Genomic DNA, 24,355 nt, shown 5'->3' with positions numbered 1-24,355 from the left:
ATGCCGCCGAACGCGGCACAGGCATCCCCAAGGCAAGGCGTGGGACGCGCCGGCAAGAAAAGCGAAAAGGGCGCGCGGAAAAACCGCACGCCTTGACGGGTCAGACCTTTCGGCGACCTTCAAGCTGGGCATCCACAAGCGCGATCGCCTGTTGGATGGCGGCTTCTATAGTCAAATCGCTGGTATCTAGCAAGTCCGCTCCCTCCGCCATGCGGAGCGGCGCATGATCGCGGCTCATGTCTCGCGTGTCGCGTGCCTGGATATCGGCTATCAGGCTGTCCATGTCGGGATGACCGCCCCGTGCCTGTGCGTCATTGTAGCGGCGCTGGGCGCGCACATGGACGCTGGCGGTCACAAAGATCTTGGCGTCGGCGCCAGGTGCGATGACGGTACCGATGTCCCGTCCGTCGAGGATGGCGCCCCCCGGTTGCAAGGCGAAATCGCGTTGACGCTTGATCAGTGCCTGCCGGACGCTTGGGTGAACGGAAACGCGGGAGGCGAGGGAGCCAACGGCTTCGCTCCGCAGCGCAGGATCGTCGAGCAGGGCGTCGTCGAAGTCGCAGGCCGCCAGCGCGTCAGCTTCTTCGTCGGGATCGCCGCTTGCCTTCAATACGGAAAGTCCGACCGCCCGATAAAGAAGCCCGGTATCGAGGCAGGGCAGGCCATAATGACAGGCCAGCGCTCTGGCGATCGTGCCTTTGCCCGAAGCGGCAGGGCCATCGACAGCGATAATGGTCATGCAGGCGCTCCCAATGCGCGCAGCAGGGCGGTGAAGCCGGGAAAGCTCGTCGCCACCGGCCGCATATCGTCGATAGTGACACCGTTGGCCGAAATGAGGCCGGCTATGGCGAAGCTCATGGCGATGCGGTGGTCCAGCCGGGTAGCGATTGGCCCACCGCCTGTCAGTGGTTTGCCCCCGCTTCCTTCGATGACGATGCCATCCTCCAGTTCCTTCACCACGACGCCGATGGCGCGCAGGCCCTCGGCCATGGTGGCGATGCGATCCGATTCCTTGACGCGCAATTCTTCGAGACCCCGAAAAACGCTGCGTCCCTCTGCCAGCGCCGCGGCAATGAACGCCACCGGATATTCGTCGATCATGGAGGGGGCGAGGGCCGAATCTGGCTCGATACCCTTGAGGCTGGAGGCGCTGACGATCAGATCGCCGACAGGCTCCCCGCCGACTTCGCGAGGATTTTCGATCAGGATGTCGCCGCCCATGGCGCGGAGTAGTTCAATCAATCCCGCACGGGTCGCATTGAGCCCCACATTCGTGATTGTGACGCGGGAGCCGGGAACCAGCAGCGCCGCCACCATCGGGAAGGCGGCAGAGGATGGATCGCCGGGAACCATGATTGACTGGGGCTGAAGCTCCACCTCTCCGCGAAGGGTGATGATGCGCGTTCCGTCGCTTTCGATTTCGACGTCCAGTTCCGCGCCGAAACCCTTGAGCATCCGCTCGCTGTGATCGCGAGTCGGGATAGGCTCGACGATGCGCGTGACGCCAGGTGCATTGAGGCCCGCTAACAAAATGGCCGACTTCACCTGTGCTGATGCAACGGGAAGGCGGTAGTCGAGCGGAATGGCGGGGCACAGGCCACGCATGGTCAGGGGCAAGCGTTCACCGGGGCTCGCCGCGAAGCTGGCGCCCATGCGGGAAAGCGGATCGGTGACTCGCGCCATGGGGCGCTTGCTGAGCGAGGCGTCCCCGGTGAAAGTCACGGTGATGGCATGGCTGGCGATCAGCCCCATGAGCAAACGGGTGGACGTGCCGCTATTGCCCATGTCGAGAGCCGTCGGCGGCTGGAGCAATCCGCCTACGCCAACGCCATGGACGTGCCATATGCCGTCATCATCGCGTTGGATGGCGGCACCCATTGCGCGCATGGCGGCGGCCGTCGCAAGTACGTCTTCCCCCTCCAGCAGCCCCTCTATCCGGCTTTCACCGACAGCAAGGGCCGACAGCATGAGGGCGCGATGGGAAATGCTCTTGTCCCCCGGCACGGTGATGACGCCCGCCAGCGGCGGCGCGGCGGTGAAGGTCATGGGGGTGGGCTGATCGGAGGAAGCGGTCACATGCGATCCGTTACAAGGAATGGGAAAAAAATGCGCCCGGCTTTTGACAGCGCGGTTTCGCTATGGCAAGGCGCGCGACGCTTCGCGGACGACGATGTCGTGCCGCGTGATTTCTGTTTGAGCACTTTCGAGAAGGACAAGGCCGGACATGGTCAAGGCTGAATGGGGTACGAAGCGTACTTGCCCGAAATGCGCCACGCGCTTCTATGACCTGGGCAAAGATGACCCGGTCACCTGCATCAACTGCGGCACCGCCTGGGAACCCGAGCCGGTGCTGAAGTCGAAGCAGCCGCTGCCTTACGAGGAGGCGCCCAAGAAAGTCATCGAAACCGCCGATGGTGAACGGGAGACGGCGGACGACGATCTGGACCTGGATCTGGACGTTGATGACGATGGCGATTCGCCGGATAATGACGTCGATCTGGGCGGCGATGATGACCTGGGCGTTGAAGCCGCCAAGGATAGTGGCGACGACGATAACTAGAGCATTTTCGCGTTGATCTTTGACAGTCAACGACATGGAAAATGCGGTATAAAAAGCTACGGAGCGTTTTCGCTCAAAAGGAAAATGCTCCAACTGATTTTTGCACTTGCCAATGGGATCGCTGCCATTTAGAGGCAGCGCTCCCAAGGCGCCGTGCCCCAAGCGGCGCAGCAAGATGGAGACGGGGCCTTAGCTCAGCTGGGAGAGCGCCTGCATGGCATGCAGGAGGTCAGCGGTTCGATCCCGCTAGGCTCCACCATCTTTCCGACATTTCTGAAAGTCAGCGGATGGGAGATTTTCTCTGTTCGCTGGAGACGGGGCCTTAGCTCAGCTGGGAGAGCGCCTGCATGGCATGCAGGAGGTCAGCGGTTCGATCCCGCTAGGCTCCACCAAATTCCCGTAATATTATGGCAGCCAGGCTGTATGAGCCGTTGGCGCTGAATTCGTTGAAGTGCGGACTTTCGACGGCTTGGGGCGCAGGCTGTGAAACATTGTCGATCGACGACCAGCAAGGGACGGACTATGCGATCGTTGCAATCCCGATTGCAGGCTTTGTGCAGCCCAGCCTATTTATCGACATGATGACGAGTTGCGCTACACAGACCCTCTTCCTTCCCGGCGCTGGCGGGAGCGCTTCGTTCTGGAAGCCGGTTGCTGACCTTGCCGGGCTGGATGGCGTATTCTTCGGCTGGCCCGGTCTTGGTGACGAACCAGCAAATCCCCAAGTAAACGGGTTGGATGACCTCGTGGACATGGTGCTGGATCATGTCAGAGAGCCAGTCAACATCGTCGCACAATCGATGGGCGGCCTGATCGCAATCAGGCTCGCGCTCGCGAGGCCAATGATGGTCAAACGCCTTGTTCTTGTTGTCACCTCCGGTGGGGTGCCTGTCGCAGACCTTGGTGGCTCGGATTGGCGGGCGGACTATTTTGCCGCTTATCCCGGCGCTGCGTCGTGGATCGCCCATCCCACAGAAGACTTATCGGACAGGATCCCGTCAATCGACGCCGCTGCGCTGCTAATCTGGGGCGATAACGATCCGATCAGCCCGATTGCAGTGGGAGAACGGCTATCCGCGCTTTTCCCAAACGCACAGTTGTGTGTCATCCCCGGCGCGGACCACGATCTTGCACAAACGCACGCTGAAATAGTCGCAAACATGATTGAACGACATCTGTCGGCGGCCATGTAAACTGCGCCGCATTGGAGCGGCCGCTGTCGACAGCCTTCATCTTGCTGCATCAGGTCGCCGCTGCTCCCGCACAGCGACGCTTGGCAGGCCATGCACGCCTCTCTCGCTCTCTCGTAGCCACTCGTCAGGCGAGATTGACGAAACTGTCCATCACCCGCTTGCGCCCGGCTGTTTCGAAGTCGATCTCCAGCTTGTTGCCTTCAATCTCGGCCACTGTGCCGTAACCGAATTTCTGATGAAAGACGCGCAGCCCCACAGCCATGTCATCACGCCCCTTGTTCCCCAGTGAAATGGCGGAAGCGCGGGCCTCCACAATTCGAACGGGCTCGCGGCTGAATTGTCCACCCTGTTGGGCGCGTTGCCAGCCGGGGCCTCGTCCGGTGCCGCGCCCGACATCGGCGAAAGGATCGGCGCGCTCCGACCAGTTGGCACGCCAGAGGGAAGCGCCGCCTGCCATGCTGCTTTCTTCTTCCACATGTTCGGGGGGAAGTTCGCTCACGAAGCGGGACGGGATGGAACTGGTCCACTGACCATAGATGCGGCGGTTCGCGGCGTGGAGGACGGTGCATGATTTCCGCGCCCGGGTAAGCGCGACATAGGCCAGGCGGCGCTCCTCCTCCAAGGCGGACAGCCCTCCTTCATCCAGGGCGCGCTGCGAGGGGAAAATCCCTTCTTCCCAGCCGGCGAGGAATACGGTGTCGAATTCCAGCCCCTTGGCGGCGTGAATGGTCATGATGGTGACCTTGCGCTCCTCCGCCTGCGCCTCATTGTCCATGACGAGACTGACATGCTCAAGGAACGCGCCGAGCGTCTCATATTCCTCCATAGCGCGGGCAAGTTCGTTCAGGTTTTCGAGACGGCCCGCGCTTTCCGCCGTGCGTTCGGCTTGAAGCATGGCGGTGTAGCCGCTTTCGTCAAGAATCTGCCGGGCAAGCTCTGCATGCGGCAGTTGCGCCGCCCGGTCGCGCCAGCGTGCAAGATCGCCGATGAACGCGCCCAATGATCGCCGCGCCTGTGGGGTCAGTTCATCCGTATCGAGGATACGGGCAGCCGCCAGCGCAAGGGGAATAGCCTCGGCCCGCGCAAGCCGATGAAGTTTTTCGACCGCCTTGTCGCCTAGCCCGCGCTTGGGGACGTTGACGATCCGTTCGAAGGCGAGGTCGTCCGCAGGCTGGTTGACCAGCCGCAGATAAGCGAGCGCATCGCGGATTTCGGCGCGTTCATAAAAGCGGAATCCCCCCACGATGCGATAGGGCAGGCCGATCTGGATGAAACGGTCCTCGAACTCTCGCGTCTGGTGCTGGGCGCGGACGAGGATGGCGACCTCGTCCAGCGATCGGCCGCTACGCTCGATCGATTCGATCTCGTCCCCGACGCGGCGCGCTTCTTCCGGGCCGTCCCAGACGCCGATGACATGGACCTTCTCGCCCACATCGATATCGGTCCAGAGCGTCTTGCCAAGGCGATTGCCATTTTCCGCGATCACACCGGAAGCTGCGCCCAATATATGAGGCGTCGACCGGTAATTCTGTTCGAGGCGGACAATCTTCGCGCCGGGAAAATCCTTTTCGAAGCGTAGGATGTTGGCAACTTCCGCGCCGCGCCATGAATAGATCGACTGGTCATCATCGCCCACGCAGCAGATGTTCTTGCGCTGCTGGGCAAGCAGGCGGAGCCAGAGATACTGGCTGCTGTTAGTGTCCTGATATTCGTCCACCATGATATAGCGGAACCGCTGTTGATAGCTTTCGAGCACATCGCGGTGGCGCTTGAGGATCGTCAGAACATGCAGCAGCAGGTCGCCGAAATCGCAGGCGTTAACGTCGCGCAGCCGGGCCTGATAGGCGGCATAGAGCTTCTGGCCGCGCCCGTTGGCATAGGCTTCGCTTTCGCCCGCACCGATTTCCTCGGGTGTGAGGCCCTTGTTCTTCCATTGGTCGATCAGGCCGCCAAGCTGGCGCGCGGGCCAGCGTTTTTCGTCGATGCCCTCCGCCTGGATGAGTTGTTTCATCAGGCGCAACTGATCGTCGGTGTCGAGGATGGTGAAATTGGATTGCAGGCCGACCAGTTCGGCATGGCGCCGCAGCATCTTCGCGGCAATGGCGTGGAAGGTTCCAAGCCATGGCATGCCTTCCACAGCCGGGCCGATCATGCGGCCGACACGCTCGCGCATTTCCCGCGCGGCCTTGTTGGTGAAAGTGACGGCGAGGATTTCCGAGGGATAAGCGCGCCGTGTAGCGATAAGATGGGCAAGGCGAGCCGTTAGCGCCGCAGTCTTGCCGGTGCCTGCCCCCGCGAGAACGAGGACTGGCCCTTCGGTCGTCAGCACGGCCTCCCGCTGGGGCGTATTGAGGCCCTGAAGATAGGGTGGATCATTGGGGGAGGGAGCGACGGTCGTCATGTGTGAAGCAACTAGGATGGGCGGGGTAACAGAACAAGGGCTGCAGTCTTACAGTGATGTGGAAAGTATGAGAACAAAAGGGGAATGATGCAAGGAGAAAGGCTATGGCTACGGGACGATGCCAATGTGGGGCAATCCGGTATGAAGCGCGGGGTGAACCGGTCTATAGCGCATTGTGCCATTGCGCCGACTGTCGCCGGAGCGCGGGCGCGCCGATGGTAGGGTGGGCGTTGTTCGCCCAAGAGGATCTGACCATAAGCGGAGCGCCGGTGCTCTACCCGTCATCTGAAAATGCAACGCGGCATTTTTGCGGGAAATGCGGAACGGGACTTTTTTACACCAACCCCGTCACTTTTCCCGGCATGGTCGATATTCAAACCGCGACATTCGACGATCAATCGCTTTTTCCGCCCGTCATTCATGTGCAATATGTGGAGGCTGCGCCGTGGATGGAAAATGTACACAACCTTCCTAAATTCGATCGATATCCCGAAGCCTGAATCGGGGCGTCGCTTGACGGCGCAATAGCAACGGCTTGTCGCCACGGCTGGAACGCACACGTCACGATTCCGGTTCTTCATCAGCCCAAGCGGCAGAACGGGGTGAGAAATAAGGAAGGAAAATCCCGATGAGATCGATCATTTTGGCGGGTGCCGCCATGATGTGTTTCACGACCGCCATCCCTGGCGCTTTTGCACAGGAGATGCCGACAACGGACGCGCCGCCAGCCGGGAGTGAGATACCCTCGCCGACGGCCCCTTCCGCAGGACAGGCGCCGGCTCAGGCCGATCCCAATGCGGCGCAGCCGGAGGGAGCGGTGCCTCCGACCAGCGATATGCAACCGGCTCCTTCAGACGTGCCGAATGATCCCACCGCGCCGGTTGGCTCTTCGTCAAATCCCGTGACCATGGGCGGTAATATGACGCCTCCACCAACCGAGGCCAAGGACTATCCCGTGTGCAGCAAGGCGGTACAGGACAGCTGCATCAATCCGGGTGAGGCACGAAAAGCTAGAAAGGCGAACCGCAAGCCCGGTTGACCGAAGGAATCCGCGCCGGGAAGGAAAGGATACTGTCACTCCGTGCTCCCGGCGCGATTTTGGGCATGGATTTCATCCCATATCGGGATGCAGTTTTTCTGCGATCTGACAGGCCGCTCAGATGTCGGCGCGCAATAGCGTCAGGCGGGCCTTGCCGACGTCGCGGGTAACATCGACCGTAAAGCCACCGACCTCCACATCCTCACGTCGGTCCGTTTCGATACTGATCCAGGTAGCAGGACCGGTCCATCCGAGGCGGCTGAGTTTGTCGAGCGCCACTGCGCCTGCGCCGGTATTATAGGGCGGGTCCATGAAAATCAGGTCCAGCGGCCGGGGCGCCGGACCAAGAGAGAGAACGCTGCTCTGCCGGATGTCAGGACGGATGCCCAGGCGGTCGCCATTGGCGCGGATCACATCGAGGGCGGCCCGTTCCTGCTCAACGAAGAGGCAGCTTGCCGCGCCGCGCGAAAGGGATTCGAATCCCAGCGCGCCGGAGCCCGCGAAGAAATCACCGACCGCAAGACCCTCGAAGGAACCGAGGCGGCTAAGCAGCATCGAGAAGAGTGTTTCGCGAGTGCGATCCGCAGTGGGGCGGGTCGCATCACCCTTTGGAGCAGTGAGGGGACGGCCACGCCATTGGCCTGCGATGATTCTCATGATCGAATTTCCGTCTGGTGACGCTGTTTGAAGGTTCGGGTGGTCCGGGATGGGTTATGTAATTCGTCGGGGCTTAGGCGGGAAGGCCATTATGGGTGGGAGCTGGTCTTTTCCCTATCCCATTCGCAGAAGCTGCCGAAGGCGCAGTGGATAGCTCCGACCAGCTCACCCCTTCGTTCCTTTCAGACTCTTGCGAAAGAGGATGAGGTCATGCTGCCGCACTTCCTCAACCGCGCCGGAGGCCAACTCGCCCAAATGGAAAGGACCATAGCTGGTACGGATCAGACGGCTCACCTGAAGTCCCAGATGTTCCAGCACGCGGCGGACTTCCCGATTTTTGCCTTCCGTCAGGGTCATTTCGATCCATTGGTTGCGTCCGGTGCGCCGCTCCAGATTGGCCTCGATCCGGCCATAGCGGATGCCGTCGATCTCAATGCCATCGAACAGGTCTTCGAGCTGGTTCTGGCTGACTTCACCGAAGGCGCGCGCGCGATAAGTCCGAGGCACGCCGGTGGAGGGCAACTCCATCTGACGCTTGAATTCGCCATCGGTGGTGAGAAGCAGCAGGCCCTCGGTGGTCATGTCGAGCCGTCCGATCGGCATGACGCGGGGCAGGTCGGCGGGCAGTTTGTCATAAATGATTGGCCGGCCCTTGGGGTCGTGCTCGGTCGTCAGGAAACCTGATGGCTTATGGAACAGGAACAGGCGGGCGGGGGCGGGCTGGTTCACCGGGATGCTATCGACCGTCACGCCATGCAAAGAAGCGAGCAGGGTGGCGGGCGTCAGGACAACCTCACCATTCAGGGCGATGCGGCCTTCGACAATCATCCGCTCGATTTCGCGGCGGGATGCGACACCGGCGCGGGCGAGAAGCTTCGCGATCCGCTGTGGTTCCGTCTTGCCGCCGGCATTGGCGGCAGCGCGCGCCGGATGCGGATTGGCTGGATGCGATGCGGGCTTCCCGGCTTTGCCGGGAGCGGGACGGGGTGGGCGCGAGCCACTGCGTGCACGGCTGTCAACGGGTTTTCCAACACCGGGCTTTCCAGGGGCGCCAGGGCGAGCAGGGCGGCGCGGTCCTGATTTTTTTGGCGGTTCCACGGCTCATTCCTTTTCGCGGCAACTGGCTCTCCCCATATGGGGAGAACATCGGCATGTGTGACGAACGGTGCCGAGCAGGCGCTTGCGCGAGGGTTGGAGCCTTTCGCGCCGGAAACCAAGCGCATGGGCGCGGCATTATTGGCACATGGCGGAAACAGGGCGGGTCGGCAAATGTTTTTCGGGCTGATCAAAGGGGAAAAGACAGCGCCAGGCCGGGGACGTGCGATCCGCACGATACTAGTGGTCGAGGATGAGCCGCTGGTAGCTTTTGACAATGAACATAGCTTGTCCCTTGCCGGTTATCGTATAGCCGCCACCGTCGACGATTATGACCACGCAGTCCGCGCCATGGACGAGGAAAATGTTGACCTGGTCATTACGGACGTCGCGTTGCAGGGTGAACGAAGCGGCATCGACGTTGCTCATCACGCGCAGCAAAGAGGGCTGCCGGTCCTGTTCGTGACGGGGCGATGCCCGCCTCCGGCGCGTCATCTGGCAATTGGCTGCCTGGCAAAACCCTATGATCCGCGCGACCTGATCGCATCGATCGCCGTGTTGGACAGGGTGTTACGCGGAGGTAGCGTCACGCGTTTTCCAGCGGGGTTGAGCCTCTTTGCCGAGGCGATCTGACCGCAAGCCGCTTGTTTCCCATATTTTTGCTCATATGGTGCCCCGGACACGCGCAACATCGGGGGATTAATGACGGACATCGCGCAAGGCGCCGGAAGCTGGCTGGATGCCGTAAAGCCCTATGCAGAGAAGGCGCCGCTGGCTGCTCTTTTCCTTGGCATTTCATCCGGTTTTCCCTTTGCGATGATAGGCGCCAATCTGGCGTCCCGTCTGGCGCAGGAGGGGATCGACAAGAAAAGCGTGACGGCGTTCAGCCTCGTGTTGCTGGCCTACAATCTCAAATGGCTGTGGGCCTGGGTGATCGAGGGCGTGAAGCTGCCCATGCTGCACCGGCTGGGACAGCGCGTGTCGTGGATGCTGCTGGCGGGTGTGCTGGTGATCGCGGCGGTCGTCAACCTGGCGCTGGTCGATCCGGGCGCGGACCTGATGGCGACCGTGCGGGCGGCGATCCTGCTGGGGATCGCGGGCGCGACCTTCGACATCATCATCGACGGTTATCGGATCGAGATATTGAAACCCGAACAGCTCGGCATCGGCGCGGGCATGTCGCAATATGGATGGCGCATCGGCGCGGCGGCGGCGGGCGCGTTGGGGCTGGTGGTGGCGCAGCATTGGGACTGGACTATCGCCTATATCGTTTGTGCGCTCTTTGCCTTGCCGGCGATGCTGACGGCGCTGATCGTGGGAGAGCCGGAGCGGCATAAGGTCATAGCGGCGCGCAAGAGCGGGGGCGAACTGATCCAGGCGATTATCGGACCCTTCGTGGATTTCTTCCGGCGCAAGGGCGCATTGCTGGTCCTGCTGTTCATCCTGGTGCACAAGATCGGCGATACGCTGGCGAACCTCACTTTCCGGCTGTTGTTCAACGACCTCGGCTATAGCAATGACGAGATTGCGATCTACGATGTGGGAGTCGGTTTCTGGGCGTTGCTGGCGGGGATTTTCGTAGGCGGCGTGCTCTATGCCCGGTTGGGGCTGAAGCGATCGGTGCTCATCAGTCTCATGCTGATGGCCGTTTCCAATTTCAGCTTCGCAGCGTTGGCTGCGGCGGGCAAGAGCAATATCGGCATGGCGGGCGCCATCGGTTTCGAAAATTTCGCGAGCGGCATTGGGGGCGTGGCGGTCGTCGCTTATTTCTCCGCGCTGTGCGACCTGCGTTTTACCGCGGCGCAATATGCGATGATCTCCGCTGCGGCGAGCATCGTCGGCCGGTTCCTGACCGGGACGACCGCTGGCGCGATGATCGAGCGGTTCGGCTATGTCGACTTCTACCTGCTGACGACGGCGCTGGCGCTGCCGGGCATCCTGCTATTTTGGTTGATGATGCGCGCTGGCCTCGTCGATGCGAGCGTTGGCAGCGCGGCGACGGATGAAGGCGATCAGCCTGCGGCGTAGAGGTCGAGCGGGCGGCCGAGATCGGCATGAGCCTGCGCTACGGCCTGAAGGCAGGTGAGCGCTCCAAGGGCGTCGTCGCTGCCGAGTAGGGAGGCAACCTGCTCATAGGCTTCTTGAGGCGCGCGCAGGGCATTGCTGATCGCGTCCATCGTCAGAGCCTCGTCTGCCGTCATGCGGGCGCAGCAGCAAGGCGCGACCAGAATCTTCCGGCTCGATGCGCGAGCGAGTTCAAGCATCATCGCACGCATCAGGATCAGTGGTCGGCGATAACTGCGTCCGAATGCTCCCAACATGGCATTGGCGGCATGAGCATCATTGACCCCCGCGCTCGCCATTCGCCGCACGACGAAGAGGAACAGGCGGTTGCCATATCCTCCCGGCAGGGGGCGGGCCAAATCGAGGGACGGGGACTCTCCATATGCCATATTGTGCGCCTTTCTCACTTGATAAGGCGCATGTTACGCTATTGCGAATGAATCGCAACTATAAATCAGTCGGGAAATTGCCCATTGGCCCTTAAAATTTCTCCAGCGAGATAAAGGGAGCCTGCAATGAGCAGCTTGGGCGCGGTTTCCCGCTGGGCGGCGACCGCAGCGATCGCTTCCGCCGGCGTGTCATGCGCCGCACAGTCGATGCCCCAACGGGCCGCCACGGCAGAGAATCGCTCGGCGGAATGATGCTCATGTCCATTTACTGGCAGGACATGGATATGTGCGACCTGTCCTGCAAATGGCGCAAGATAAGCCTCCGGATCCTTGCTCGCGAGCATGCCGATGATGAGGTGAAGCTGCTGCCCCTCCAGGCGATCGGGCGTGAAATAGGCGCTAATGGCTTCTCCCGCGCCTGCATTATGGCCGCCGTCCAGCCAGACCGTCGCGTCATTGGGCAGCGGGGTGAGTAACGGTCCCCGATCGAGCCGCTGGAGTCGCGCAGGCCAGTTCGCCCAGAGCGGAGCCGCCTTTAACGCGGCTTCGCTGACCGCGACCGCTCGTTGATTCCGCAGCATGGCAAAAGCGAGAGCGGCGTTTTCCACCTGATGCGCGCCAGGAAGGCGAGGGAGAGGCGCTTCGATTCGTCCCTTGTCGTCGCGATAATGGAGCCGATCGCGATAGACCGCGGCATCCCAGTCAGTGCCCATGGCGAACCAGGTCGTGCGGGCGGCCATCGCGGCATCGATCATTACGGGAAAGAGCATTTCGGCGTAGCGTTGCGTGACAAGCGGCGCGGAGGATTTGGCGATGGCCGCTTTTTCCGCTGCAATCTCCTTCAGGCTGTTGCCCAGAAACGCCTGATGATCAAGGCCAAGCTGGGCAATGCCACAGGAAACGGGATTGGAAATCACATTGGTTGCGTCGAGCCGTCCGCCTAGCCCCACTTCGATGATAGCTGCGTCGGCTGGATGTTCGGCAAAAGCGAGGAAAGCAGCAGCCGTGGTGACTTCGAAGAAGCTGGCGTCGACCCCTTCAGCGACATCCAGCACGCGCTCCAGATAATGGGCGAGCGTGGGATCGTCGATCAACTGGCCCGAAATGCGAATCCGCTCGTTGAAACGGACAAGATGTGGGGAAGTGAAGACGTGAACGCTCTTGCCGTCGGCCTCCAGCGCGGCGCGGAGGAAGGCGCAGGTCGAACCCTTGCCATTCGTGCCGGCCACATGAAAGACAGGTGGCAATGCCTCGTGCGGGTTGCCGAGGCGAGCGAGCAGCTGGGTTATCCGGTCGAGGCCCAATATGTCGGCGCCAGGCGACAAGGTCGCCAGCCGGTTCAATTGGGCCTGAACTCCCGGATCATCGGAAACGGCGTAGTCGGCCATGGCGCGTTTCCCCCGTCGCGCGGTTGAAGCTCAGGCCGCAGCGCGCGGCGTCAGATAGGTGATGACCCGCGTCAGTGTATCGCGCAGATCGCGACGGTGCACGACCATGTCGAGCATCCCATGGTCGAGCAGATATTCCGCGCGCTGAAATCCTTCGGGCAGCTTTTCGCGGATGGTGCTTTCGATGACGCGCTGGCCCGCGAAGCCTATCAGCGCATTCGGCTCGGCGATCTGAATATCCCCCAGCATCGCGTAGCTGGCAGTGACGCCACCGGTCGTCGGATCGGTCAGCACGACGATATAGGGCAAGCCCGCTGCGTGCAGTTTCCGGATGGCGACGGTGGAGCGCGGCATTTGCATGAGGGACAAGATGCCCTCCTGCATTCGCGCACCGCCGGCTGCCGTAAAGATCACATAAGGGCATTTATGGCCGATGGCTTCGTTGATGCCCTGAATGAAGGCAGCCCCGACACCCATGCCCATGGAACCGCCCATGAAGGCGAAGTTCTGAACGCCCATGACAACGGGAATGTCTTCGATCGCGCCCCGTGCATTGATGAGCGCTTCCTGATCACCCGTTGAATGGCGCGCGGCCTTGATGCGATCGGGATAGCGCTTGGAATCGCGGAACTTGAGAGGGTCTTCCTGCACCGGCGGGGTGGGCAAAAGGATGAAGCCCGCGTCCAAAATCTGCTCGAACCGCTCGGACGGGCCGATGCGGCCATGATGATCGCAGCGCGGACAGACGGAGAGGTTCTCCTCCCACTCCTTGATGAACACCATGTCGGCGCAGGAAGGGCATTTGTGCCACAGCGTCTCCGCCGTGGTTTCCTTCTTTGCGATGAAGGGAATGGCGTTGCGAACGCGGTTGATCCAGCTCATGCGGCGGTCTCCCGGGACCTGGTGGTAAGTGCGTCGCGCAGCGTGGCGACGAATTCCTGAACGAATGGCGCGGCGGCGTCGCCATGGGATCCTATGATATCGACAATGGCGGATCCAACAACTACGCCGTCCGCAACGCGGCCGATGGCGGTGGCCTGCTCCGGCGTCCGCACTCCAAAACCCACGGAAACGGGCAGATCGGTTGCGGCTTTGAGGCGAGCGAGGGCCTGCTCGACGGCGGCTTGGGCGGCCTGCTGCTTGCCGGTTACGCCAGCGACGGACACATAATAGAGGAAGCCGCTGGCACCATCGAGGACGGCGGGCAGGCGTTTGGCATCGGTGGTCGGAGTTGCGAGGCGGATGAGGTGGACGCCTGCCGCCCGCAGGGCCGGGCCGATTTCGGCATCCTCCTCTGGGGGCACGTCGACGCAGATCACGCCATCCACGCCCGCAATTTTGCACTGGGCTGCGAACCAGTCCGGACCACGCACCAACATCGGGTTGGCATACCCCATGAGGACGACCGGCACGTCGGCATGGCGCGCGCGGAAAGCGGCGGCGATGGCGAAGATATCCTTGGTCTTCGTACCCGAACCAAGACTACGCAAGTTGGCAAGTTCAATTGCGGGGCCATCGGCCATCGGATCGGTAAAGGGCATTCCCAATTCGATGACATCCGCGCCGCCTGCGACCAATGCGTCGAGTATAGCGGCGGCATCGATCACGGTCGGATCGCCTGCCGTCACGAAAGTCACGAGCGCCGCGCGTCCTTCCGCCTTGCAGGCGGCGAAGCGGGTGGCCATGCGGTCAGTCGTCATATTTCGACTCCCAATGCCTGTGCGACGGTGAAGATGTCCTTGTCTCCCCGACCGGAGAGGTTGACGACAAGCAGCTTGTCCGCGTCCAGCGTCGGTGCGACCTGTTCGGCGGCAGCGACGGCGTGCGCGGATTCCAACGCGGGAATGATGCCTTCGAGTGCGGAAAGGCGCTGGAAAGAGGCGAGGGCTTCGTCATCGGTGACGGGCATATATTTGGCCCGGCCGATTTCATGGAGCCAGCTATGCTCCGGCCCGATGCCTGGATAGTCAAGGCCCGCCGAAATGCTGTGCGCTTCGGTGATTTGCCCATCCTCGTCCTGAAGCAGATAAGTGCGGTTGCCATGCAGGATACCGGAGGAGCCGCCTGTCAGGCTGGCGGCATGCTTGCCGTCCAACCCTTCGCCTGCCGCTTCGACGCCAATCATGGCGACATCCGCGTCATCGAGGAAGGGATGGAACAGGCCGATGGCGTTGGAACCGCCGCCCACCGGCGCGATCAGCATGTCGGGCAGGCGACCTTCGGCTTCCATGATCTGCTCGCGGGTTTCCCGGCCGATGATCGACTGGAAGTCGCGGACCAGTTCCGGATAAGGATGCGGTCCCGCCGCCGTGCCGATGATGTAGAAGGTGTCGTGGACGTTCGCGACCCAGTGGCGCAGCGCTTCGTTCATCGCGTCCTTGAGCGTCTGCGCGCCGGACGTCACCGGGATCACCTCCGCGCCCAGCAGCTTCATGCGGAACACATTGGGCTGCTGCCGCGCCACGTCCTTCGCGCCCATGAAGATGGTGCATTGGAGGCCGAAGCGCGCCGCCACGGTCGCGGTCGCCACACCATGCTGGCCCGCGCCGGTTTCCGCGATCACGCGGGGCTTGCCCATGCGGCGGGCGAGCAGCACCTGGCCAATGCAGTTGTTGATCTTGTGCGCGCCTGTGTGATTGAGTTCCTCGCGCTTCAGGTAGATTTTCGCGCCCTTGCCCTGCGGCGCTTCAGCGCGCAGCGCTTCGGTCAGGCGCTCGGCATAATAAAGTGGACTGGGCCGTCCTACATAATATTTGAGGAGGTCGGCAAATTCCTTCTCGAACGCCGGGTCTTGCCGCGCTGCCTTGTAGACCTTTTCCAGCTCAAGAATCAGCGGCATCAACGTTTCAGCGACATAGCGGCCTCCAAAGGAACCGAAATGGCCGCTGGCGTCAGGCTGGGAACGAAGGGAGTTCTGAATAGTCATGATGGCTCAGCCGCTTTGCAGAAGGCGATGATCTTGTCCACATCCTTGATGCCTGGCGCGCTTTCGACGCCGGAAGAAATGTCGACAAGAGGGGCATTTGTGATGGCGATAGCTTGCGCCACATTGTCGACGGAAAGTCCGCCTGACAGGCCCCATGGCGTTGCGATGGAGGCTCCGCGGAGCAGCGTCCAGTCAAAGCGCAGTCCCATGCCACCGGGGAGAGCGGCGCTATCGGGCGTTTTGGCGTCGAACAGGAGCAGGTCAACAGCGCCCGCATAGGCTGTGGCAGCGGCGATGTCGGCCTGCGCTTTGACCGAAATGGCTTTCCAGACGGGCAGGCCAAAGCGCGCGCGGATGTTGGCGGCGCGTTCTGGCGTTTCCTTGCCATGGAGTTGCAGTGCCGTGAGCGCGCCTGTCGCGGCAAGGGAAGCGATAATGTCATCAGTCGGATCGACGATGACGGCTACCTTGCCGACATGTGGCGGCACGGCGGCTGTCAGGGTGCGAATCTGGTCCGCTTCCACATGGCGGGGGCTTTTGGGAAAGTGGACGAGGCCCAGATGGGTGGCTCCTGCTCGCACCGCCGCACCCACCGTTTCAGGTGTCGAAAGGCCGCAAATCTTGATCGCGAGTCGGGACATGGGAGGGGCTTTAGACCTGATAGGCACGCAAGTCACATGGCTGCCGCGATAGGCCGGGTCAGGTCCATGTCGTGCAAGGCGAGCCATTGATCAGCATGATCAATGCAGGCCTGTCCGAGGAAATTATCTATGCGGTCGAGAAGATCTGCGTCGTCGAGTTCGGCTGGATCGAGGGGAGGATGCCAGCGCAGGTGGAAATGCGCGCCCTTTTCCCTTGCGAGATAGAAGGGCAGGAAGCGCGCGTTGCTACGTCGTGCAAGGCGCAGGGCGATGGAGAGATTGCCGCTCACCCCAATGTCGCGGCCAAAACGCGGAAATGCCACCTGCATGTCACGGCGCTCGTCGATCAGGATATAGAGCATGGCGCGGTCGCTGTCCGACAGGTGCCGCACGATGGCGCGGGCCGCCCCGCCGCCGGTGATCGCCTCCCCCATATAGCTTCGGCGGGCGCGCTGGAGCATTTTCGCCTGCACCGGATCGGCGGGCGGGTCGTAGACACCCAGCGGGGCGCGGTCGCAGGATGCTTTGAGATGCGCGGCCAGCAGATCCCAATTGCCGACATGGACTGTCAGGAAGATCATCGGGCGCGGGGAGTCCAGCGTTTCCCGATAGGCGGCTTCATCCTGGATGGCGACCCGGCGGGGGTTGACCAGCCGGTCGACATTGGTGAGTTCGGCCATGGTGCGGCCAAGGTTGAACCAGCGGCGGGTAAGGATATCCTCCCTTTCCGCGTCATTGAGGTCGGGGCGCAGCAGGGCGAGGTTCGTTCGGGCGCGCTGGTCGCGCAGCTTCATGCTTCTGCGCGCGACATTGGCCGACAGCCATCCGCCGATCCATGAGGCCATCGCGGCGGGTAGCAAACGCAGTAGCGTGAAGAGAAAGGGGTTTGAGAGCATCGCCCTTTCGTCATACAGCAGCGGTTGAGGCGGTAAAGGGCCGGAAACGCTATGAGTTGGGCCTTGGGGCTGTGGTTGGTGTTGCAGGGGGCGACGGTGCTGGGCGTCGCGCACTATCTGCGGCATGTGCCTGCGGATCGGCAGGAGGAAGCGCCTGATGGTGTGGCAGTGCTGCTCTGCGTCAAGGATGATTGGGATGGCGGGCCGGACCTGATGAAACGGCTGGCGGCGCAGAACGTGCCCTTTCGGCTGATCGTGGCGACTTCGGGAGCATGTCCAGCGGCGGAGAAGCTGGATTTTCGTGACGTGCAGATCGTGCGCGCTGGTGTCGCGCACGATGAAGGGCAGAAGGTGCACAAGCTCCGCGCCGCGCTCAGGGCGTTGAAACCGGACGACCGCTATCTGGTTTTCATTGATGCGGATATTGAGCCGCCCGCGCGGCTGATCGGACGGCTGCTCTTTCCCTTGGTGCGGGACAAGGCGGATATCGTGACCGGCTATCGCCTGCTTTTGCCGGACGCTAGACCGCTGCTGACGCTCGTCGGCGCGGTGGAGATGCAATTGGCGACTTTGCCCCGTGCGGCCAGTTCCACCATGCCCTGGGGTGGGGCGATGGCGATGACCCGGCCCATGGCGGAGCAACTGGAACTGGACCGTGTGTTGGCAGGAAGATTATCCGACGACATGACTATCGGACTGGCGGGCTGGCATGAAAAATTGCGCCTTCGTCCGGTGCGCGATCTACTGGTGGCGAGCCCCTTGGAAGGAAGCGGGCGGACGGCGCTAAGCTTCGCGATACGCCAATATCGACATGTCATCACCAGCAGCCCGGGCATGTGGCGAATCGCCGCATTGGTCGTGTCCGTTCAGTCTTTGGGGTGGCTGTGGGCGTTGGGCTGGGGCGGCTGGAGCGCAATGGGCGTCGGTTATGGCGCGGCCTGGTGCCGTGTGATGATCCGCATGCGGATCATCGCCAGCGTGATCGAGCCGGATCAGGCGCGAAAAGCGCGGCGATCGCTGATCTGGGATGCCGTTGCGCCCTTTATCGTGACATGGACGCATCTGACGATTCAGGTCGTTGGCGCGCTGTCTCGCCGGATTCGCTGGGGCGGCTATGATTATTGGGTGAAGCAGGGCAAGGTCGTGCGAATAGAGAAAATCCACACGAGATCGGTTTAAAAGCCCGCCGGGAATAGATGCCTGCCCTGATCGTCAAGGCGCAGCGTGACCTTGCCCGCGACCGCCTTCATCGGGAGTGGCGCATAGAGATGCGGAAATAGTTTGCCGCCGCGCGAGGGCTCCCATTTCAGAGCATCGCTAAAAGGGGCGAGGTCGACCATGACCATCACCAGATTGTCCTGCCCCGCGAAATGTCTGGCCGCGGTTTCAGCTGCCTGCTCGCGAGTGGAGAGGTGGATATAGCCATCCTCAAGGTCGACCGGCGCGCCGTGGAAAACGCCGTCGGCCTTGAGTTGATCGAATTGCGGACGTGTCAATATCTTGTAAGCGAAAAGCTCCGTCACGCTTCGGTGGCTTCCTGCGCTTCGTCGCCGCTGACGACGACGTCCTCATCGCTTTCCTCAATACGGGCCGCGCTGACGACATGCTCGTCATCCGCCACGTTGAAGAGGCGCACCCCCGCCGAATTGCGGCCGATGACGCGCAAACTGTCGAGGCCCATACGGATCAGCTTCGCCTGGTCCGTGACGAGCATGAGTTGATCCTGCCGCGTCGCCGGGAAGCTGGCAACGACCGGACCATTGCGCCCGATATTGTCGATATTGGTGATGCCCTGACCACCCCGGCCCGTGCGGCGATATTCATAGGCCGATGACAGCTTGCCATAGCCATTGGCGCATACCGTCAGGATGAACTGCTCGCGCGTCTGCAATGCCTCATAGCGCTCGGCGCTCATTTGCGGCGCGCCTTCCTTCTCGGCCTTCCACGGCGCAAAGCGGAGATAATCGTCGCGCTCCTCCTGATCGGTAATCCCGGCGCGGTGGAGAATGGAGAGCGACATGACCTCGTCTCCTTTACCGAGGCGGATGCCACGGACGCCGGTCGAATTCCGACTCTGGAATTCCCGCACATCGTCGCCGGGAAAACGGATCGCCTTGCCCTGGCGAGTCGCCAACAGCACGTCATCGCTTTCCTCCAGCAGAGCGACGCCGATCAGGCGGTCGTCCATATCCTCGCCCTCGAACTTCATGGCGATCTTGCCGTTCGACGGGATATTGGTGAAGGCATCCATGCTGTTGCGTCGGACCGATCCCTTGGCCGTTGCGAACATGACGTGGAGATTGGCCCATTCCGCTTCATCTTCCGGCAAGGGAAGGACGGTGGAAATGGTTTCGCCTGGCGAAAGTGGAAGTAGGTTCACCATCGGGCGGCCACGGGTCGCGGGACCGCCTTCGGGAAGGCGCCAGACTTTCAGGCGATAGACCTTGCCGATGGTGGAGAAGAACAGGACCGGCGTGTGCGTGGAAGTCACGAACAATTCGGTGATGGCGTCCTCATCCTTCGTCGCCATTCCGGATCGGCCTTTGCCTCCGCGCGCTTGCGCTCGGAAGCTCTCGAGCGGGGTGCGCTTGATATAGCCCTGCATGGTCACGGTGACGACCATATCCTCACGTTCGATAAGGTCTTCGTCCTCGATCCCGTCTGCGGCTGCGGTGATTTCAGAGATGCGCGGCGTAGCGAAATCGCGTTCGATCACCTCAAATTCTTCACGCATGACGGCATAGAGTTTCACGCGGTCGCCGAGGATTGCCAGATATTCGGTGATCGCGGCGGCCAGTTCCGCCAGTTCGCTGCCGATCTCATCGCGGCCCAGTGCCGTCAGCCGATGCAAGCGCAGGTCGAGGATGGCGCGCACCTGTATGTCGGACAGGCGATATGTATCGCCTGTCGCTTCGGTTTCGATGGCTTCGACAAGGCGTAGATAGGGCGCGATTTGCTCCACCGGCCATTCGCGTGAAAGGAGAGATTCGCGTGCTTCGGCCGGACTGGCCGAACCGCGAATGATACGGACCACCTCGTCGAGATTCGTTACCGCGATGACCAGGCCCAACAAGATATGCGCGCGGTCGCGGGCCTTGTTGAGTTCGTACTTGGTGCGGCGGGTGATGACCTCTTCCCGGAAGCGGACGAAGGCTTCGATGATGTCGCGCAGGTTCAGGACTTCTGGGCGACCGCCGCGAATGGCGAGCATATTGGCCGGGAAGCTCGACTGGGCGGGTGTGTTGCGCCAAAGCTGGTTGAGCACGACTTCGGGCGTGGCGTCGCGCTTCAGGTCCATGACGATCCGCACGCCTTCGCGGTTCGATTCGTCGCGGATGTCGCTAATCCCCTCGATCCGCTTGTCCTTGGCGGCTTCGGCGATCTTTTCGACGAGGCCGTTCTTGCCGACCTGATAGGGAATGGCGGTGAGAACAATGGAGCGGCGATCTCCACGCCCTTCTTCGATCTCATGACGCGAGCGCATCATGATGGAACCGCGCCCGGTATGATAAGCGCTGCGCGCGCCCGACTGGCCCAGGATCAGCGGAGCTGTCGGGAAATCGGGACCCGGGACGATCTGGATCAGTTCGTCCACCGTGATGCCAGGATTGTCGATATAGGCGAGGCAGGCACGGATCACTTCGCCCAGATTATGTGGCGGGATGTTGGTCGCCATGCCGACCGCGATGCCGCCCGCGCCGTTGACCAGCAGGTTGGGAAAGCGCGCGGGAAGGACCTGCGGCTCGCTTTCCGACGCGTCATAGTTCGGCTGAAAATCGACAGTGTCCTTGTCGAGATCATCCAGCAGCGCGGTCGTCACCTTGGCGAGGCGCGCTTCGGTGTAACGCATGGCGGCCGGCGGGTCGGGGTCCATCGAACCGAAGTTCCCCTGACCGTCGATCAGGGGAACGCGCATCGACCAGTCCTGCGTCATGCGCGCCAATGCGTCATAGATCGCGCTGTCGCCGTGCGGGTGATATTTACCGATCACGTCACCGACGATGCGGGCCGACTTTCGATAAGGCTTGTTATGGTAAAAGCCGCTTTCATGCGCCGAGAAAAGGATACGGCGATGCACGGGTTTCAGGCCGTCGCGCACATCCGGCAGCGCGCGTGCCACAATGACCGACATGGCATAGTCGAGATAGCTCGACTTCATCTCCTCGACGATACTGATGGGGCTGATATCGGAGGGGTCGGCGAGGGCGGTCTCGTCGGTCAAGGCGACTCTCTTTTTTGCGGATGGTTATGGTCGTATCCGCACTAGCCGAGCGAAACAAATCTGTCACCCCTCGGGCAGCTTCATACACGTTCCGCCCGGCGTGTGATTTTTCGCGGTTACGGAAATATGGAACGAAGCCCGGCGCATGACAGTTGCAAAATCCGTGGTTATAGGCTTGTTCAAAGGCCGTTCACGCGTCGACCCCTAATTCGGCGCATAACATGGAAGGTCGCCTGGCCCCCTTCAGGCGAAAAGGAGATGAGGATCATGCGTTTTGTAACCCCGGTGGCGCTTGCGCTCGCACTGGCGTTGACTGGCGGCGCCGTTTCGGCCCCTGCCTTGGCCAAGGACAAGAAGGCGAGCGCTCCTAAGCTCAATGTATCGCCTGACGTGATCAAGGCGCTTCAGACCGCGCAGGAAGCCGCAGGCAAGCAGGATTTCGCAGCGGCGAAGGCTGCGCTGGCCGATGCGGACGGCAAGGCCAAGTCAAACGACGACAAATATCAGATCGGCGCGATCAAGCTGAATACGTCTATCGCTGCCAAGGACGCCGCGCTGCAGAGCGAAGCCCTGACGCAGATGCTCGACAGTGGTCTCACGCCGACGGATCAGGCCGGCCAGTTCAACGCCATAGCGGCCGAACAGGCGTTGGCCGCGAAGAACTATGACCTGGCGATCCAGCGTGGGCAGGCGGCTGTTCAGGCAGGCTACAAGCCCGAGGCGGTCAACGTGACGCTGGCGCAAGCCTATTTCGGCAAGGCAGGCACCGCCAGTCCGTCGGTCGAGCCAGCCCGAGGGCTTAACCAGCAGGGGCTGGCGGCACTCAAGGCTGCAATTGATGCCAGCAAGGCAAGCGGACAACCCGCACCGGCTCAATGGTATCAGATCGGCGTAAGCCGCGCCGCGGCCGCAAAACTGCCGGAAGTCACGGATTGGGCCCGACAGGCTTATGAAGCTGCACCTAATGGCGAGAATCTCCGCACGCTGGTCCGTCTGTTCCAGCAAGCCAACCCCAACATCACCAACCGCGAAAATCTCGATGTGCTGCGCCTGATGGCTGCCTCTGGCGGCCTGGTTGTCGCGGGCGACTTCACCGAATATGCGGAAATGGCTTCGAAGACCGGCATTTATGGCGAAGTGAAGTCGTCGATCGATGCTGGCCGCGCCAAGGGTGTGCTGAACGCATCGCAGGGCGGCGATCTTTATCAATCGGCCGTTGCAAAGATTGCGGGGGATAAAAGCTCGCTAGGTGCGGCCGAAGCGGATGCACGCAAAGCTGCCAATGGCAAAATTGCGGCAGCGACCGCCGACGCCTATCTGGGCTATGGTGATTATGCCAAGGCCGCGGCCATGTTCGAACTCGCCAAGCAAAAGGGCGGCGTGGACGCGGACGAAGTGAATACAAGGCTTGGCATTGCCAAGACGCTGGCAGGCGATACGGCTTCCGCCAAGGCGGCATTCCAATCGGTGCAGGGCGGCGCTCGCAAATCCATCGCTGGGCTGTGGCTGTCGTATCTGACCAGCAAAGGCGCTTGAAATATCGACGGCGAGGGTTGATGGTTCAACCCTCGCCGATTGCGATGCTGACTGTTTTTGGGGGGGCCGGATCGGCCATGCGTAGAAATATGAAATTGGGATATATGTTGGCTGCCGCAATGAGCGTGGTCATGCTTGCATCACCTTCCGCAGCCAAAAAGAAGGACAATGGTCCGGTCATTCAGATGTCGGACGACTTCCGCACGAATGTGCAAGCGGCTCAAGCTGCGCTGCGGGCGGGGGATGTGTCCACGGCCAGCGCGCGCATCTCAGCATTGAATCCTGCCACGGATTTCGAAGCCTATGCTGCAGCAGGCCTGCGGTTTGAGCTGGCTGTCCAGCGGCAGAATATTCAGGCCGAGCGGCTTGCGTTGACAGATATGTTCAAGACCGGCTCCGTTCCCAAGACGGACGCTCCCCGGTTGCGTTATGTGGCTGGCTACCTGTCTTATGTCGTCGGCAATTATGATGACGCCTTCGCGCAACTCGATTATGCGCGAACCCTTGGCTATGACAATATCGACGCCAGCCTTTTGCGGGCGGACATCTATCTACGCAAGAACAAGCCGAAAGAAGCATGGCCCTTTGTGCAGGAAGCGATGGCGCGCAAGCGGGCGGCAGGAGAAAAGATCCCCGCAGCATGGTTTGATCGCGCTATCTCGCTGACCTATCAGGCAGGAAACTGGGCGGACCTAGGCGCGCTCTATCGGGAAAGGCTGAGCCTCTATCGCACCACGCGGGACTGGCGCTCGGCATTGAGCAATTACCTGCCCGCTGCAGCGCTTGATCCTCAGATTCAGCTGGATTTATATCGTTTGCAAGCGGCCAGCGGTGCCATGGCAAGCGAGCGTGATTATCAATCCTATGCCCAACTGGCCGAAAAGGCCGGTTATCCCGCCGAAACCAAAGCGATCATCGAGGCGGGGCGTTCGACGGGTAAGCTGACATCGTCCCAGAACGTCACCTCGCAGTTGCTGAAGGCTGCGACGCCCAAGGCGACGAAAGAAATGGCTGCGCTGCCTGCCGTTACGAAGAAAGCGGCATCGGCAAGCAGTGGTGAGCCGGCTCTTATCGCGGCAGATACTTATTTCTCGCTGGCCCAATATCCCAAAGCTGCCGAATTATATCGCCTGGCCCTGACGAAGGGTGGAATTAATGACGATCAGGCCAATGCACGGCTGGGCATTTCGCTGGCCCGGTCAGGTGATCTTGCCGGTGCGAAAACAGTCCTTGCGAATGTGAAGGGCAACTGGAGCAATGTGGCGGGTTTCTGGTCGATCTGGATCGAAGAGCAAAGCCAGAAGACGGCGCAGCGTGCGCCGTCTGTTTCTCAGACCAGTAGCTGAAT

Annotated in this window: 23 protein-coding genes and 2 tRNA genes; 11 read left to right on the top strand and 14 right to left on the bottom strand. The window is 61.5% G+C overall.

Features of this window, described 5'->3' with window-relative positions; all coding sequences use genetic code 11:
* Nucleotides 1-100: 100 nt before the first annotated feature.
* Both LDB26_RS09560 and aroA read right to left on the bottom strand, forming a co-directional pair.
* Nucleotides 101-739, bottom strand: a complete 639-nt coding sequence (locus LDB26_RS09560) for a d(CMP) kinase (RefSeq protein ID WP_062065836.1) — start codon at nt 737-739, stop codon at nt 101-103.
* Complete coding sequence (aroA, locus tag LDB26_RS09555; protein WP_257541883.1) at nt 736-2,076, bottom strand: 3-phosphoshikimate 1-carboxyvinyltransferase; 1,341 nt, start codon at nt 2,074-2,076, stop codon at nt 736-738. The genes LDB26_RS09560 and aroA overlap by 4 nt, the downstream gene beginning before the upstream one ends.
* A gap of 148 nt (nt 2,077-2,224) precedes the next feature.
* Between aroA and LDB26_RS09550 the strand changes: the two genes are divergently transcribed.
* From LDB26_RS09550 to LDB26_RS09535, 4 genes are all read left to right on the top strand, one after another.
* Entirely contained in the window at nt 2,225-2,560 is a 336-nt protein-coding gene (locus LDB26_RS09550) for a TIGR02300 family protein (RefSeq protein WP_062065831.1), read from the top strand.
* 183 nt (nt 2,561-2,743) lie between these two features.
* Nucleotides 2,744-2,819: transfer RNA gene (locus LDB26_RS09545), tRNA-Ala, on the top strand.
* 57 nt (nt 2,820-2,876) lie between these two features.
* Nucleotides 2,877-2,952 (top strand) — tRNA-Ala (locus tag LDB26_RS09540).
* Nucleotides 2,953-3,051: 99 nt separating this feature from the next.
* Nucleotides 3,052-3,753: an alpha/beta fold hydrolase gene (locus LDB26_RS09535; RefSeq protein ID WP_257541881.1), complete on the top strand. Its 702-nt coding sequence runs from the start codon at nt 3,052-3,054 to the stop codon at nt 3,751-3,753.
* Nucleotides 3,754-3,877: 124 nt separating this feature from the next.
* On the opposite strand, the gene LDB26_RS09530 is transcribed toward LDB26_RS09535, so the two are convergent.
* The gene (locus LDB26_RS09530) at nt 3,878-6,154 is read right to left on the bottom strand and encodes an ATP-dependent helicase (protein WP_257541879.1); all 2,277 of its coding nucleotides are present in this window, start codon (nt 6,152-6,154) and stop codon (nt 3,878-3,880) included.
* A gap of 104 nt (nt 6,155-6,258) precedes the next feature.
* Between LDB26_RS09530 and LDB26_RS09525 the strand changes: the two genes are divergently transcribed.
* Complete coding sequence (locus tag LDB26_RS09525; protein WP_257541877.1) at nt 6,259-6,654, top strand: GFA family protein; 396 nt, start codon at nt 6,259-6,261, stop codon at nt 6,652-6,654.
* A 128-nt stretch (nt 6,655-6,782) separates the two neighbouring features.
* Nucleotides 6,783-7,193 carry a hypothetical protein gene (locus LDB26_RS09520; RefSeq protein ID WP_062065822.1) on the top strand — a complete coding sequence of 137 codons (411 nt, stop codon included), beginning with the start codon at nt 6,783-6,785 and terminating at the stop codon, nt 7,191-7,193.
* Between the two features lie 117 nt (nt 7,194-7,310).
* Here the strand turns inward: LDB26_RS09520 and rsmD are convergent, their stop codons facing one another.
* Both rsmD and LDB26_RS21535 read right to left on the bottom strand, forming a co-directional pair.
* A complete protein-coding gene (gene rsmD / locus LDB26_RS09515; protein WP_062065819.1) occupies nt 7,311-7,850 on the bottom strand; it encodes a 16S rRNA (guanine(966)-N(2))-methyltransferase RsmD in 540 nt (179 codons plus the stop codon).
* 165 nt (nt 7,851-8,015) lie between these two features.
* Complete coding sequence (locus tag LDB26_RS21535) at nt 8,016-8,948, bottom strand: pseudouridine synthase (RefSeq protein ID WP_062065817.1); 933 nt, start codon at nt 8,946-8,948, stop codon at nt 8,016-8,018.
* Between the two features lie 171 nt (nt 8,949-9,119).
* On the opposite strand from LDB26_RS21535, the gene LDB26_RS09500 reads away from it, so the two are divergent.
* Together LDB26_RS09500 and LDB26_RS09495 are read left to right on the top strand one after the other, a co-directional pair.
* Nucleotides 9,120-9,578: a response regulator gene (locus LDB26_RS09500; RefSeq protein WP_257542044.1), complete on the top strand. Its 459-nt coding sequence runs from the start codon at nt 9,120-9,122 to the stop codon at nt 9,576-9,578.
* Nucleotides 9,579-9,647: 69 nt separating this feature from the next.
* Entirely contained in the window at nt 9,648-10,973 is a 1,326-nt protein-coding gene (locus LDB26_RS09495; protein ID WP_062065814.1) for an MFS transporter, read from the top strand.
* On the opposite strand, the gene LDB26_RS09490 is transcribed toward LDB26_RS09495, so the two are convergent.
* From LDB26_RS09490 to LDB26_RS09460, 7 genes are all read right to left on the bottom strand, one after another.
* Nucleotides 10,958-11,398, bottom strand: coding sequence for a DUF6628 family protein (locus LDB26_RS09490; RefSeq protein ID WP_062065811.1), 441 nt, complete (start codon nt 11,396-11,398; stop codon nt 10,958-10,960). The two genes, LDB26_RS09495 and LDB26_RS09490, sit on opposite strands and share 16 nt — an antisense overlap.
* 65 nt (nt 11,399-11,463) lie before the next feature.
* Entirely contained in the window at nt 11,464-12,786 is a 1,323-nt protein-coding gene (locus LDB26_RS09485; protein ID WP_257541875.1) for a folylpolyglutamate synthase/dihydrofolate synthase family protein, read from the bottom strand.
* Nucleotides 12,787-12,816: 30 nt separating this feature from the next.
* Nucleotides 12,817-13,668, bottom strand: coding sequence for an acetyl-CoA carboxylase, carboxyltransferase subunit beta (gene accD, locus LDB26_RS09480; protein ID WP_257541872.1), 852 nt, complete (start codon nt 13,666-13,668; stop codon nt 12,817-12,819).
* Complete coding sequence (trpA, locus tag LDB26_RS09475; protein ID WP_062065801.1) at nt 13,665-14,486, bottom strand: tryptophan synthase subunit alpha; 822 nt, start codon at nt 14,484-14,486, stop codon at nt 13,665-13,667. Before trpA ends, accD begins: the two co-directional genes overlap by 4 nt.
* Nucleotides 14,483-15,712, bottom strand: coding sequence for a tryptophan synthase subunit beta (trpB, locus tag LDB26_RS09470; RefSeq protein WP_257541870.1), 1,230 nt, complete (start codon nt 15,710-15,712; stop codon nt 14,483-14,485). The genes trpA and trpB overlap by 4 nt, the downstream gene beginning before the upstream one ends.
* A complete protein-coding gene (locus LDB26_RS09465) occupies nt 15,709-16,353 on the bottom strand; it encodes a phosphoribosylanthranilate isomerase (RefSeq protein WP_062065795.1) in 645 nt (214 codons plus the stop codon). The genes trpB and LDB26_RS09465 overlap by 4 nt, the downstream gene beginning before the upstream one ends.
* Before the next feature lie 32 nt (nt 16,354-16,385).
* A complete protein-coding gene (locus tag LDB26_RS09460; protein WP_062065792.1) occupies nt 16,386-17,249 on the bottom strand; it encodes a lysophospholipid acyltransferase family protein in 864 nt (287 codons plus the stop codon).
* A 51-nt stretch (nt 17,250-17,300) separates the two neighbouring features.
* On the opposite strand from LDB26_RS09460, the gene LDB26_RS09455 reads away from it, so the two are divergent.
* The gene (locus tag LDB26_RS09455; RefSeq protein WP_257541868.1) at nt 17,301-18,428 is read left to right on the top strand and encodes a glycosyltransferase; all 1,128 of its coding nucleotides are present in this window, start codon (nt 17,301-17,303) and stop codon (nt 18,426-18,428) included.
* Here LDB26_RS09455 and LDB26_RS09450 read toward each other — a convergent pair.
* On the bottom strand, nt 18,425-18,772 hold the full coding sequence (locus LDB26_RS09450) for a DUF952 domain-containing protein (RefSeq protein ID WP_062065786.1): 348 nt from the start codon (nt 18,770-18,772) through the stop codon (nt 18,425-18,427). The two genes, LDB26_RS09455 and LDB26_RS09450, sit on opposite strands and share 4 nt — an antisense overlap.
* On the bottom strand, nt 18,769-21,471 hold the full coding sequence (gyrA, locus tag LDB26_RS09445; RefSeq protein ID WP_257541866.1) for a DNA gyrase subunit A: 2,703 nt from the start codon (nt 21,469-21,471) through the stop codon (nt 18,769-18,771). Before gyrA ends, LDB26_RS09450 begins: the two co-directional genes overlap by 4 nt.
* 267 nt (nt 21,472-21,738) lie before the next feature.
* On the opposite strand from gyrA, the gene LDB26_RS09440 reads away from it, so the two are divergent.
* Together LDB26_RS09440 and LDB26_RS09435 are read left to right on the top strand one after the other, a co-directional pair.
* Nucleotides 21,739-23,007 carry a hypothetical protein gene (locus LDB26_RS09440; protein WP_062065779.1) on the top strand — a complete coding sequence of 423 codons (1,269 nt, stop codon included), beginning with the start codon at nt 21,739-21,741 and terminating at the stop codon, nt 23,005-23,007.
* A 131-nt stretch (nt 23,008-23,138) separates the two neighbouring features.
* The gene (locus LDB26_RS09435) at nt 23,139-24,353 is read left to right on the top strand and encodes a hypothetical protein (RefSeq protein ID WP_257541864.1); all 1,215 of its coding nucleotides are present in this window, start codon (nt 23,139-23,141) and stop codon (nt 24,351-24,353) included.
* Nucleotides 24,354-24,355: the final 2 nt, after the last annotated feature.

This window comes from Sphingobium sp. CFD-1, from assembly GCF_024611115.1.
Taxonomy (GTDB): domain Bacteria; phylum Pseudomonadota; class Alphaproteobacteria; order Sphingomonadales; family Sphingomonadaceae; genus Sphingobium; species Sphingobium baderi_A.
This window is presented reverse-complemented; position numbering and strand designations above follow the sequence as displayed.